The sequence below is a fragment of the Agarivorans sp. Z349TD_8 genome (assembly GCF_050870825.2).
GTDB lineage: Bacteria > Pseudomonadota > Gammaproteobacteria > Enterobacterales > Celerinatantimonadaceae > Agarivorans.
In genome coordinates, this window is record NZ_CP194037.2 from 3,253,108 (window position 1) to 3,265,273 (window position 12,166).

Sequence of the window (12,166 nt, forward strand, 5' to 3'; positions counted from 1 at the left end):
ATAAGCTTGATCTAGCTCTCAACGGAAGCCGACTATGTCTCAACAAACCTTATGCACTCTCCCTCCGCTGTTAGTTCAGCCTCTGGACCAATGGCATTTAGTCAGGGTGAGTGGAATTGACGCCCAAAGCTATTTGCAAGGACAGCTTAGCTGTGACGTAAACAGTCTTGATCCGGGCCAACAAAGTCTGGCAGCGCACTGCGACCCCACAGGTAAAATGTGGTCAGTATTGCGACTGCTGCGTTTAAACGATGACTACTTATACCTGCAACCAAAATCGCTTGCCGACAGCCAATTAGCCCAGCTAAAGAAATATGCGGTATTTTCTAAAGTGGCCATCGAAACCGAAACCAAGCTGAAGATTATCGCAGTACTTGGCAGTGAAGCCCCACATTACATCGCGGAACATTTTGGCGATGATATCGCCAGCTATGGTGGTTTAATCGATAGTGGCATCTGTGTGCACCTGGATGGTCCCAAACGCCGCTATTTAGTGATTACCGATCTCGCCAATTGGGGAGAAGATGCGCCAACCAGCCCACTCGACGCCAATCAATTATGGCGCGCGTTACAGATTGTCTCCGGCCTCCCCATGCTGGAGCTGGCCACCAGCCAGCAATTCATTCCTCAAGCCTTAAACCTACAGTGTTTAAACGCCATTAGCTTTTCCAAAGGCTGTTATACCGGTCAGGAAACCATTGCACGCGCCAAGTATCGCGGCAACAACAAGCGAGCGACGCTGCGCTTTGCCGGACATGGCGATCTCTTACCCAAAGCTGGCGACCGTCTAGAACAAAAACTGGGTGAAAACTGGCGAGCCAAAGCCACCGTATTACAGGCCGTTCAGCTCGATCCTGGCTATATTGAACTATTAGCGGTGTTAAATAAGGATACGGATGCCACCGCAAAGTTTCGCTTAGAAGGGGATGAACAGAGTCTCTATACCATTGCTCAGCTACCTTACGGCTTAGAAGATTGAGACAAGGGCAAACACTGAGCGCCCCGCATCTATTTGCTGGTAGCTATACTGTACTTTAGATGCAAGGATCCGTGCATTGGTGATTTTTTTTGGCGCGCCATTGATCGCCGAAAAAACCGAAAATTCAGACCAGGAAAACACAATGAGCGCTCCACAAGCTATCGCATCCCCTTGTATTCGGCATTGCACGTTGGATGACAAAGATCAGTGCGTCGGTTGTTTTCGGCAACTCGATGAAATCTGCGCCTGGAGTGGGCTGGATGAGCAAGCCAAACGGGAAGTTTTACAACGCTGTGAGCAACGGCGTCAGCAAGCGCCCACCTGGAAATTTAGCAAGCTCAACTCCCGCTTATAGGAATAAAAATGCCGAGTTTTCTAATCACGGCATTTTTATCAAGCCCTCAGCGAGCCTTAGCCGAAGTCTCCATTCACATACCCCTGGGTTCGTTGGTCCTTTGGCGCGCTAAATATTTGCTCAGTATCACCATGCTCCACCAATTCCCCCATCCAGAAGAAAGCGGTCTTATCTGAAATACGCTTCGCCTGCGCCATCGAGTGCGTGACAATCACAATGGTGAACTTTTTACGCAGCGCCTCCATCAACTCCTCAATTTTATGAGTGGCGATGGGATCCAGGGCACTGGTTGGTTCATCCATCAAAATCACATCAGGCTGTATTGCAATGGTTCGCGCGATACACAAACGTTGTTGCTGACCGCCCGACAAACCAAAAGCATGACTCTGTAAACGATCGCTCACTTCATCCCACAGGGCGGCACTGCGCAAGGCATTTTCAACCACCTCATCGAGCGTCTGCTTATTGCGGATCCCCTGAGCGCGTAACCCATAAGCCACATTCTCGTAAATACTCATGGGAAAGGGATTGGCCTTTTGAAAAACCATTCCCACCTTCATCCGTAGCGCAGCCACATTACGCTCTTGATAAATGTCTTTCCCTTCTAAATGCACACGCCCGGTAATACGCACATTTTCAATTAAATCATTCATCCGATTTAAAGTCCGTAACAGGGTTGATTTACCACAACCAGACGGGCCAATAAGTGCCGTAACTTGTTTCTCAGGAATTTCTAAATCAATCGCCTTTAGTGCGTGCGTATCACCGTAATGTAAATCAAGTTGTTGAACATCAAACTTATTCATATCTATCTCTTAGTAAGCAGCTTTGTTGAATCGACTCGCGATCAATTTAGTCAGTAGGTTAATGGCTAAAACCAAGACAATCAGTACCGTGGCAGTTGCATACGCCTGATTCCATTCATGAACGGTGAACAATTCTTGAGTTAATTTATACAAGTGAACGGTTAAAGTTCGCCCTGAATCGAACACCGACTCCGGCAGTCTGGTAACCATACCCGCGGTTAAAAAGACAGGGGCTGATTCGCCAATCACTCGCCCGGTACTTAAAATTACCGCGGTGACAATACCAGGCATCGCTGATGGAAGGATCACCCGCCAGATGGTATAGATCCGTGAACAGCCTAAGCCATAAGAAGCTTCTCGGTATGCTTGTGGGACTGCAATCAGGGCCTCTTCAGTGGTCCGAATAATCACCGGTAAAATCAAAATGGCTAAGGTGAGCGCGCCCGACAGAATCGAAAAGCCCAAACCAAGGGTGACCACAAAAAAAGTCATCCCAAATAAACCATAAATAATCGATGGAATACCCGCCAAAGACTCCGTGCAAAAACCAATCACCTTGACAACTTTGCTCCCGGGCTTGGCATACTCGGTTAAGTAAAGTGCAGTCATAATGCCAATTGGGGCTGCGATGCCTATCGATAGCAGCACCATATATAAGGTGGCGACAATCATCGAGAAAATACCCGAGGTTTTACCAATCGTGGTGTAGCTTGAACTAATAAACTCCCAACTTACATGGCTTAAACCATTGCTTAAGATGTGCCATAACATCCACAGCAAAAATAAAATAGTCAAGCCTGCTCCGGCCCAAACGAGGCTTAAAGCAGCCAGATCTTCAATACGACGGCGCATTACTTAACCCTCTGACGATTCAAAATTAACAAGGTCCCATTTAACAACATCACAAAAACCAGCAACACAATCCCAGTTGAATACAATGAGCTGGCATGAATTCCACTTGCATAAGACATTTCCAGAGCGATGTTTGCGGTCAGCGAGCGAGCCGAGTCAAGCAGTGAGCCAGGCATCGCAGGGGAGTTTCCCATCACCATAATAATGGCCATGGTTTCGCCGACGGCGCGCGCAATTCCGAGCACCACACCGGCTAAAATCCCTGAGCGGGCAGCCGGCAAGATCACCTTAAAAATGGTAAATATCGGCGAAGCTCCTAGCGCATAAGATCCTTCTTTATAACTGCGAGGAATGGCACGAATAGAAGTCTCAGCAATGGTAATCACCGTGGGTAAAATCATCACCGCCAACACAATAATGGCCGCTAAAATGGTGCTACCCGCGGGTACCTTAAACACCGATTCAATTGCCGGAACAATGATCACCAAGCCAAAAAAACCATAAACAACCGATGGGATCCCCGCCAGCAGCTCTACCGCCGGGCGGATCATATTGGCCAAGCGTTTCGGTGCAACTTCAGCTAAAAATACCGCCGTTAACAACGCAACCGGAACCCCAATGAGCACGGCTCCGAGGGCTGAAACAAGTGATGCCACAATCATCGCGCCGACACCAAATAAGGCCGGCGGATACCAATCAGTTCCGATCAAGAAATGACTTAAACCCGCAAACTGAATGGCTGGTAAGCCCTCAAGCACCAAAAAATAACCAATAATCGCGACCGACAGAACACCAATCAGTGCGCTCAGCAAAAAGAGTAGATTAAAAAAACGTCCAAGCCAGTCAACCTTTTCAGATGACTGCTTGAGCGCTGCAACTAATGCTGGGTTGTTAAACTCAGCCTGTGGCGTAATAACCGTTTGATTCATAAGATTTTATTTCCAATCCCAAGGCACAACAAAGAGGCATACTCATGCCCCTTTGTTAAGCTTTTAAAGGAAAACCTAGTTAACTTCGATGTAGCCGTGTTCAGCAACAATGGTTTGGCCGGCATCACTCATAATGTAATCAACAAACTGCTGAGCTTCTGGTGCGGGGTCTGTATTGACTAACAGAATAAAAGGACGGGCAATTTCGTAACGACCAGCTTGAATATTGGCTTTGCTTGCGGCGACACCTTCAATGTTTAAGGCGGTAAGAGAATCGTCAACCGAACCAAGAGAAATGAAACCTATGGCGTTGACGTTGTTCGCCACTAAGGTTTTAATGGCACCATTGCCACTGGCCACTTGAGCGCGAGGGGAAATAGCGGTAACGGTTACCCCATTAATTTTTCGAGTGAGCCCCATAATATCTTCAAAGGCACCACGAGTACCGGAACCCACTTCACGAGTGACGGCAACAATCGCTTGATCGGCGCCACCGACTTCTTGCCAGTTTTTAATCTCACCAGAGTAGATTTTTTTAACTTGTTCAATGCTTAGATTTTGAACCGCATTGGCCTTGTTTACGGCCACTGCAATACCGTCCTGCGCCATCACAACTTTCTTAGTATCAGCATTGAGTTCGTCATCTTGTACTTCACGAGAAGACATACCAATCATGCTTGTCCCTTCTTTAACAGCACGGATCCCCGCCGAAGAGCCGGTACTTTGCACTTCAACCACATCATTTTGAGTGCTTTGGTAGTTTTCGGCCAATATTTCCATAATACCAGATACAGAAGTGGAACCTGACACCGTCACTGTATTACTGGCATAAGCATTGGTTGCCAATAGGATAGATGCGATACTTAACGCTGTGATTAACTTATTTCTCATAATATTTCTCTTTGCATTTAAATAATGACAAACAACTTGTCTAAGGCGGATGCATTGAAGCAAGCAAAAGTGACAGAAATATTACAAACAGAATATTACACAGGAATTGTGCAGCTTAGGCGGTTTTATAAACTAAATAAGAAAGAAAAAATGAAATATAGATATATAATATATGCATGAGCGCAAACATTCATTCTTGCGCTCATCGCAAATTAAGAACCTCGCCAATGACGGACTCGACCAGTATCGATATGCACAAAACCACTATTTGGATAATAGCCAACCCCACCTAAACCCAACTCTAAAGCGGCGCTGTGAACCTTATGCAGTGCGACATTTTTGACTCTCACATCAACAGCTTGTCCGGTCATATGAAAACTCTTTTTAGCTACGCCTGTGGTGCTATTGCGTAACATTTCATTGGTAGCAGGAGAGCGATAGCCAGAAATGATTTCAAATAAGACTTCCCCACCCAAACGTTCTTGTAACAAGGCCATCTGCATGTATAAAGATTTATCCATATTGATAATTTCGTTGCGCCTAAAATCACGCAACAAATTATCTAAACGTTTAACTTGTTTCTCTTGAAATTGACCATCTTTCCAGAAACAGACTTCACAACTTTCATTGGTGTGTAAGTTGTTCATATTTAAAACGCGTGTTCCCGGAAGTTCTCTGGCAATACTAGAACTTGCATAGCTTTTTGGTATCCCAAGACCGATAAATCCAGCGCCCAACCCCAATAACAATGACCGCCTATTTAACTTTCGGTCTAACATTTACACTTACCTCAAACGGATTAAAAAAACATCAATTTGGTGTAAAATACCGAAAAGCACCACAAAAAGCAAACAAATCACTACAGTGAGTGATTTTTTAGTGAGCTAAAGTTTAAGTAAAGGTAAGCTAACAAGCTGTTTAAAAAGATGTTTTCAGCTCTGTTATCAGCCAATCTTCGGGTCGAAATTATAAATATCTTTGCGGTAATTCAAGCTACCGGAGCTATCAAACCAAGAAGTAAAATACACTAAATAAACCGGAACACGTTTTCGTAAAGGTAACCATTTAGGCTCACCTTTTGCCATGAGTGACTGCTTGTAACGTTGGCTATAACCATCTTGCTTGAGTAGTTGTTCTGCCAATGATTCAGCAGCTTCAACCCGAACACAGCCAGAACTAAACGCTCGTTGTGACTCAGAAAACAGCTCAGGGGAAGACGTATCATGCAAATAAACCGCAAATTGGTTGGCAAAGTAAAATTTATAGTTACCTAACGCATTTGCTGAGCCTGGCCGCTGACGCATTCGATAGGGAAATCTTCCGGTATCCTTAACCAGAGTCCAATCCACTTGCTCCGGTTCAACCGCCTGACCTTGATAATCAAATAGTTCAAAGCCCAAGCGTTGCACATAGCTGGGATCGAGGCGAAGCTTGGGAATAATATCTCTACGGACAATGGTTCTAGGCACATTCCAATAGGGGTTAATCACCACACTACTGATTTCACTCACTAATAATGGTGTCGCACGAGACGCTCTACCCACCACAACTTTAGAACGAAACAATTCGATATCTTGGTCGATATAGCTCATTTGATAGGCAGGCACATTTACCACGATCCGTTGTTGATTTGGAGGCATCACCAGAAAACGATCTAAAAGCTGCTGCCTGAGTAAGTTTTTGGCAAGCATTTTTGAGCGCTCTAGCGGTTGAAAATTCAACCAATACAATGTGTCTTTACCCACAATACCGTCAGCTTTCAAGCCATGTTGCTGCTGAAAACGTTGCAAAGCATTGTAAGTTTCACTTTCGAATAATGGCAAATTCTGCTCAAGCAGTTGATGATTAGAGTCAAATTCAATTAAACGCTCCCGGATCAAAGGAACCCGCGGATCGGAATCTCCTAAACGAATTAAAGGACCATTTGCAATACGGGTGTTTTCGGTACGCTGTTGAGCCACATTAAGCCAATACAACATTTGTTGGCGATAACGCAGCCGCTCAATGTCTAGTTCACCCCGTAAAGTCATGACTTGCTGATAAACTTGCTGCTGATTAAGATTTGCTATCCAGGCTTGATCGATAAACAATTGTAACGGCAATTCTGCGATATGATTCAAAGCCATACTTTGCGAATAATCCAAAGCCATCAACTGCTGATAACAGGCAATTACACCGAGAAATGCATCGGTGTATAAAGACTCCCATTGAGCATCACTACTATCGATAATGTTTAGCTGAACCAGCCATCGGCTTATTTGTTCTGGTGCACCCGCCAGGCTGAGTTCAAACAGCAACCATTGTAGTTGGTCTCGCGCCTTACGCGCTTGGGCATAACCATACCAAAGCGCCTGAGGATGATAAGCATAGATACGCTGTTGCAGCTGAGGATAGCGTAATTGATAATTATCAGCACGATTGGCTAACCATCTCTGCGATGCCCCACCAGCCTGAGGCCAATCTAAACGGCTGAGTAAACGTTGGCTTACCGGATCGTCGTCAACCTTAGTGGCAATCACTGCCGCCCCGCCTTTTAATTCAACCATCCCCGCTTGTTCAAGTGTATTTGACTGTACTACAGCTTGTTCTTCTGGCGCTAATAGGCTCACCGCGGCATATAAATGTAGGCTAAATAAATAGACTCCCAGTCCAATGACTACGCTTTTCACCCAACACTCCTGAATGAGATGATATTAATTAAGCATAGCGTGTAAGCCAGTCGCTATGCTTAAAAAATGCTATGCATTTCGCAAGCAGAAGCTTAAGTGCTTGAGAATCCTAAAAAGATGAATTAGGCCCTGCTAAAAATGCTAATTCAGCTGCGCTCGACTGCCGCCCCAAAATTTGATTACGATGGGGGTAGCGTCCAAATTTCTCGAGAATGGTTTTATGCTTTAATTCAAATTGGTACTGTTGCTCCAAACCGGGTTGATGAAACAACTGTTCCGCCTGTTGGTGGATCACTAAAGATTCGCTATGCATATAGGGCATATATAAAAATGCACGCATCGTTGGTGTTAGCCGCTGATCAAATTGCTTCGCCACCGCATTTTGCGCCAAGGCTAATGCCAACGGATCGCAAGCAAAAGCTTGGGCAGAACCTCGGTGAATATGACGAGAGAATTGGTCTAATACAATGACTTCCGCAAGACTCCCCTTAGCACTATCACGCCAAGCCCATAGCTCCGCAAAACTAGCGCTTTGCAGTAGCCCACTATAACTTTCCGTTATTTGCAGATCAACGCTCGCTTCAATCACAAATCGCTGCTCTGCCTGTAAGTGTTCAAACCAAAACTCAAGGATCGCTTGATATTCCATCTAATCCTCTCTAGCTTAAAAAGCTGGCTTTGTCGGGTTTACCCGCTCATTTTAAAGATTGAGAAAAGTATCCAAGCACTCAAACGCAGAGCTCAATCATCAGTGAGCCTAGCAGCCACAATCCCCTTGCACCAACCATTGACATTGCTGGTAATTGTCAGCCATGGCAAGTTGGCTCAAATAACCCAGAACATCACAACCCGCTTCACCCCAAGTACAACCGCGACGAAGCTCGCTATAAAGCTTAATTGAGGTTGCCTGATAGCGAAATTTTTGTTCGCTAACCCAACCCGGCTGAGTGTATAAAGGTCGGGCTTTAGCCCCCCACAACTCAACCAGCTGTCCTTCACGCATCATCCTTGGCTGTAGCCCATCCAATTGGGTTTGCAGCACAATCTTCGGTGGCAGTGGTGGTTTGGCAGGGAAGTAATAACTGCAACCGCAGCCCCGCTGCACTTGCGCTGGCGGAATTGCTTGTAATTCACAAGCTTGAGATAAAAAACTCACAATATATAGAGTGGCTCCAAGGGTGACCTTGGGTAGCTGCAGTGTAAAGGTCATTGTTCGCCTTCTATAGGGCTTAAGCGATAAGCACAACGACGAGCCCCCTCAACGATGTGCTCAATCCGCTCGACTTGGCAATTGCTGAACAACTTTGCCAGTAACGCTAACTCAGACTGGCACAAACCTTGGTTTTCACTAGCGGCAACACAAATAGGGCAATGATCTTCAATAAACAAGTAGTGCTCTCCCTCACGTTGCCAATTTGCCATATAACCCTCAGCGCCCCGCTTTTGACTCAAAGCTTCTAGCTTGTCTTCTAAACTGCGCTCACCTGCTAACAAAGTTTGGTAAATATTAAAGCTTTGCTGCTCGCGATGAGCCAGCAACTGTTCAATCGCCTGTTCACCAAATACTTGTTGTACCGCACCGAGCAGTTGCACGCTCAAGTCACTATGGCAATCGGGAAAACGACCATGTCCCCCCTCAGTCAATTGCCAATACCGAGTCGGCCGACCTACTTTCACTTTCTTATCAAAATGCTCGATCAAACCTTCTTTTTCTAGTGCTTGTAAATGCTGGCGCACCCCCATGGTTGTAATGTCTAGGTACTCAGCCAGCATTTTAACCGTTTGCACACCTCGACTTTTGATTCGATACAAGATGCTATCTGTGGTTTTCATAATGGGTCTCTGGCTATAACATCAACTGATTATTGTCATTCACCTAGAGTTTGTAAAGTTAAGGCTTTATAAAGCTCGAAAACAATCGAAATGCTTAAGCCTCCTAAAACGAGACTCTTCCAAAACAAGACAGCCATTTTAATAATCATACAAGATGCTATCTGTGGTTTTCATAATGGGTCTCTGGCTATAACATCAACTGATTATTGTCATTCGCCTAGAGTTTGTAAAGTTAAGGCTTTATAAAGCTCGAAAACAATCGAAATGCTTAAGCCTCCTAAAACGAGACTCTTCCAAAATAAGACAGCCATTTTAAAATCCACTCTTAAAGTCACTTTAACCGCCACCATTAAGCAATAAACATCACATTTCATCCATGTAAAGGCAGCTTGATGTTGAAAAGTTCAGTATTAATAAAGAGGGGGATAATAAAAACTGGCAATCAGCGAGACGGAAGACACAGCTAGCCTAGATAACCTGAATCACTCGCGAGTCAATGAAATTGAACCTGTAAGTTCTTAACCTAGATCCAGCCAGCGCTTGGCAGCTGCCATGCCTTTAATTCGTTGTTGATTGTGCTCACGCTTGTAGCGCTCTAGTGAATGCCCAGCCCCAACCACGCTGGCAAAGTGATGCTCTAAACCCGTGCTTAAGGCTAACCAGCTTTCCTCATCGATTTGTAAGCGCTGTAAAATGGGCGCTTGTGCATCATCGATATAACCGCGTTTATCTTCTCTGATAACTCGACCGGTAAGTTCCACCAGTTGCAGGTAGTCTTGTAACGCGAAAGGCAAGCCTTTAGGCATGGTTTCTCTGGGGTTACCGACAAAGGGCATTAGCGGCTTGGGTTGCTGACCTTGTTTGGCTTGCTGAATGCGCTGTTTGATACTGGTGTGGTCCGAGGTTTCAGGCGTGCTCGCTATATTTGAGCGAACCGGGTTTAAATCCACATAGGCCATGCAAGCTGCGAGGGCTGCTTCATCTAAAAGCGCTTGAGATTTAAAACGCCCCTCCCAAAAACGCCCGGTACATTGGTCTTCTTTATTGGCAGCTCGAGCAATATGTTCATTTAAATGGCGCATAAACCAGCTTAAATCAAAGAGGCGAGTCCGATACACTTCGGCGGTGGCGTGAATGGCCTGTAGTTGCACCTCACTTAACTTTGGACGTAACTCAGAATTGAGGTACATCTGAGTCAGTAAGGTGCCCTGATGCAGAATATGCCAGCGTTCTAAGACTTCATCCATGGACCAGGCTTCGGCTTTAGCCTTATCAATGTGCAATACCACATGGGTATGATTACTCATAACTGCATAAGCACAGACATCAATGGCAAAAACCGCAGTAAGTTGCAGCAAATAATCTTCCACCCACTGGCGGCGGTGCTCATAGCTTTTACCTGTGTGTTGGTCTTTACCGCACAAAAAAGCCCGCCGAACACAGCGGGAAACACAGTGATAATAAGGTGTATCCGATAAGCTCACTTGCGACTGTCTTGACCGAGGCATGGCAATAACTCCAAAAAACACTATTGATAGTTTAGACTATTACTGGCATTTGGCTAGTTGGGGTGGATGTCTAATTATTTCCATTTTCCATTTTCCATTTTGCTATTTGCTATTTGCTATTTGCTATTTGCAAAGAGTTAAAGTGGGTGTCTCAATAATTTGTCCAAAAACCACTATTGATAGTTTAGATTATTACTGGCATTTGGCTAGTTGGGGTAGATGTCTAATTATTTCCACACAAAAAACTCCATAGTACTCTGATACTTGCCACTAAATATCTACTTGATAGGGCCGCCTGCTACTCACTGAATTAGGATGGCTGTTTACTAATCTCGCTGTTATTGCGAACCGAGAGCCTCGTATTTTTAGGTGTCACGCGATACCGAAGATAGAGATTATTAAGAATCAGTGCCGCTCCTGTGATACTGGCCCCAGCGATTTCAGGAAAGCCAGGGTTTATTCCCATCATCGCTGAGATAGAGAAAGCGGTAATAGGCACAATATCCATAAATAAAACACCATTAAGTGGCGTCAGAATCTTGTTACCAATATTCCAACATAGGATCCCGATGAAACTAGCCACAATAGCGGTATAAAAAACATGGGGAATCACATAAACAAAGGCACTAGTCGTCGGCACAGCAACCACACCGCTGGCATATAATATTCCATTTATCACCAATACGCTGGTCATCCCCAAACAAGTTGTCAATGCGGTATATTTAAGCGGTGACCAGCGAGGAAAAAACGAGGCCCCTACGGTATATATAACCCAACACAGTGCACCAAAAATAATGAAAGCATTGGCTTTATAGCTGGTGGGAGAATCAAACAAACTAGCGTAATGGCCTTTTGTAATCACGGTCATTACGCCAAAAAATGACATCATAATCAGCCCTATAGAAATCGTCGGAGGCACTACTTTTCGTAAGACACCATTCACCAAAATGCCCAACATTGGCATCGTTGCCATCATGATAGAGGTTGTTAATGCGCCATTTTCTGACCTAAAAACACAAAAAAACCAAACCCCACAAAAGCGGCAGAGCCGAGTAACCAAGCCAACCCAATGCGCTCCCCTTTCAGATTCAGTCCCTGCTCACCTTCTCGTAGCCATAGTGCGATGGCTAACGCGATACCAGCAAAGCCATAGCGTAGCGTGGTAAATGTATAAGGATCAATGTGTATCAGTGCGCTGGTCATGATTGGAAATGTGGCTCCCCAAGAAAAGGTCGCGATAAGACAGCAGATTACGCCCATCGAATATGAATTTTTCATTTTATATCTCATTTCTCGCTTCAGGCATGTTCAGATGACTCACACCCAGTTGTTGATGAAGAATCG

14 protein-coding genes are annotated in these 12,166 nt (G+C 45.1%); 2 read left to right on the forward strand and 12 right to left on the reverse strand.

The genetic code is table 11. The features are described from left to right. The first annotated feature begins 34 nt into the window (after window positions 1-34). Together ygfZ and ACRRS1_RS14625 are read left to right on the forward strand one after the other, a co-directional pair. Window positions 35-979, forward strand: coding sequence for a tRNA-modifying protein YgfZ (gene ygfZ, locus ACRRS1_RS14620; protein WP_432459730.1), 945 nt, complete (start codon window positions 35-37; stop codon window positions 977-979). A 142-nt stretch (window positions 980-1,121) separates the two neighbouring features. Continuing rightward, window positions 1,122-1,334 carry a DUF1289 domain-containing protein gene (locus tag ACRRS1_RS14625; protein ID WP_432452453.1) on the forward strand — a complete coding sequence of 71 codons (213 nt, stop codon included), beginning with the start codon at window positions 1,122-1,124 and terminating at the stop codon, window positions 1,332-1,334. 56 nt (window positions 1,335-1,390) lie between these two features. On the opposite strand, the gene pstB is transcribed toward ACRRS1_RS14625, so the two are convergent. The 12 genes from pstB to ACRRS1_RS14685 form a co-directional block, all read right to left on the reverse strand. Further along, complete coding sequence (pstB, locus tag ACRRS1_RS14630; RefSeq protein ID WP_432452452.1) at window positions 1,391-2,140, reverse strand: phosphate ABC transporter ATP-binding protein PstB; 750 nt, start codon at window positions 2,138-2,140, stop codon at window positions 1,391-1,393. 9 nt (window positions 2,141-2,149) lie between these two features. Continuing rightward, window positions 2,150-2,992, reverse strand: coding sequence for a phosphate ABC transporter permease PstA (gene pstA, locus ACRRS1_RS14635; RefSeq protein ID WP_432452451.1), 843 nt, complete (start codon window positions 2,990-2,992; stop codon window positions 2,150-2,152). Further along, entirely contained in the window at window positions 2,992-3,921 is a 930-nt protein-coding gene (gene pstC, locus ACRRS1_RS14640; protein WP_432452450.1) for a phosphate ABC transporter permease subunit PstC, read from the reverse strand. The genes pstA and pstC overlap by 1 nt, the downstream gene beginning before the upstream one ends. Window positions 3,922-3,996: 75 nt before the next feature. Then, window positions 3,997-4,812, reverse strand: a complete 816-nt coding sequence (locus ACRRS1_RS14645) for a phosphate ABC transporter substrate-binding protein (RefSeq protein ID WP_432459731.1) — start codon at window positions 4,810-4,812, stop codon at window positions 3,997-3,999. A gap of 212 nt (window positions 4,813-5,024) precedes the next feature. Beyond that, window positions 5,025-5,459 (reverse strand): YcbK family protein, encoded by a 435-nt coding sequence (locus ACRRS1_RS14650; RefSeq protein WP_439033328.1) that lies wholly within the window; start codon window positions 5,457-5,459, stop codon window positions 5,025-5,027. A gap of 297 nt (window positions 5,460-5,756) precedes the next feature. Next, a complete protein-coding gene (locus ACRRS1_RS14655; RefSeq protein ID WP_432459732.1) occupies window positions 5,757-7,481 on the reverse strand; it encodes a L,D-transpeptidase family protein in 1,725 nt (574 codons plus the stop codon). A gap of 109 nt (window positions 7,482-7,590) precedes the next feature. Beyond that, entirely contained in the window at window positions 7,591-8,130 is a 540-nt protein-coding gene (locus tag ACRRS1_RS14660) for a DUF924 family protein (RefSeq protein ID WP_432459733.1), read from the reverse strand. Window positions 8,131-8,238: 108 nt separating this feature from the next. Next, a complete protein-coding gene (locus ACRRS1_RS14665; protein ID WP_432459734.1) occupies window positions 8,239-8,691 on the reverse strand; it encodes a hypothetical protein in 453 nt (150 codons plus the stop codon). Then, window positions 8,688-9,314, reverse strand: a complete 627-nt coding sequence (locus ACRRS1_RS14670) for a helix-turn-helix transcriptional regulator (protein WP_432452444.1) — start codon at window positions 9,312-9,314, stop codon at window positions 8,688-8,690. Before ACRRS1_RS14670 ends, ACRRS1_RS14665 begins: the two co-directional genes overlap by 4 nt. Window positions 9,315-9,832: 518 nt before the next feature. After that, window positions 9,833-10,822 carry a transposase gene (locus ACRRS1_RS14675; protein WP_432459735.1) on the reverse strand — a complete coding sequence of 330 codons (990 nt, stop codon included), beginning with the start codon at window positions 10,820-10,822 and terminating at the stop codon, window positions 9,833-9,835. Between the two features lie 310 nt (window positions 10,823-11,132). After that, window positions 11,133-11,711 (reverse strand): EamA family transporter, encoded by a 579-nt coding sequence (locus tag ACRRS1_RS14680; RefSeq protein WP_432467507.1) that lies wholly within the window; start codon window positions 11,709-11,711, stop codon window positions 11,133-11,135. Between the two features lie 98 nt (window positions 11,712-11,809). Beyond that, entirely contained in the window at window positions 11,810-12,100 is a 291-nt protein-coding gene (locus ACRRS1_RS14685; protein ID WP_432467506.1) for a DMT family transporter, read from the reverse strand. Window positions 12,101-12,166: the final 66 nt, after the last annotated feature.

Bases quoted from the DNA above. Each gene is read 5' to 3' on its own strand.
- ygfZ (WP_432459730.1), top strand. From the start codon at position 35: ATGTCTCAACAAACCTTATGCACTCTCCCTCCGCTGTTAGTTCAGCCT.
- ACRRS1_RS14625 (WP_432452453.1), top strand. From the start codon at position 1,122: ATGAGCGCTCCACAAGCTATCGCATCCCCTTGTATTCGGCATTGCACG.
- pstB (WP_432452452.1), bottom strand. From the start codon at position 2,140: ATGAATAAGTTTGATGTTCAACAACTTGATTTACATTACGGTGATACG.
- pstA (WP_432452451.1), bottom strand. From the start codon at position 2,992: ATGCGCCGTCGTATTGAAGATCTGGCTGCTTTAAGCCTCGTTTGGGCC.
- pstC (WP_432452450.1), bottom strand. From the start codon at position 3,921: ATGAATCAAACGGTTATTACGCCACAGGCTGAGTTTAACAACCCAGCA.
- ACRRS1_RS14645 (WP_432459731.1), bottom strand. From the start codon at position 4,812: ATGAGAAATAAGTTAATCACAGCGTTAAGTATCGCATCTATCCTATTG.
- ACRRS1_RS14650 (WP_439033328.1), bottom strand. From the start codon at position 5,459: ATGAACAACTTACACACCAATGAAAGTTGTGAAGTCTGTTTCTGGAAA.
- ACRRS1_RS14660 (WP_432459733.1), bottom strand. From the start codon at position 8,130: ATGGAATATCAAGCGATCCTTGAGTTTTGGTTTGAACACTTACAGGCA.
- ACRRS1_RS14665 (WP_432459734.1), bottom strand. From the start codon at position 8,691: ATGACCTTTACACTGCAGCTACCCAAGGTCACCCTTGGAGCCACTCTA.
- ACRRS1_RS14670 (WP_432452444.1), bottom strand. From the start codon at position 9,314: ATGAAAACCACAGATAGCATCTTGTATCGAATCAAAAGTCGAGGTGTG.
- ACRRS1_RS14675 (WP_432459735.1), bottom strand. From the start codon at position 10,822: ATGCCTCGGTCAAGACAGTCGCAAGTGAGCTTATCGGATACACCTTAT.
- ACRRS1_RS14680 (WP_432467507.1), bottom strand. From the start codon at position 11,711: ATGATGTCATTTTTTGGCGTAATGACCGTGATTACAAAAGGCCATTAC.
- ACRRS1_RS14685 (WP_432467506.1), bottom strand. From the start codon at position 12,100: ATGAAAAATTCATATTCGATGGGCGTAATCTGCTGTCTTATCGCGACC.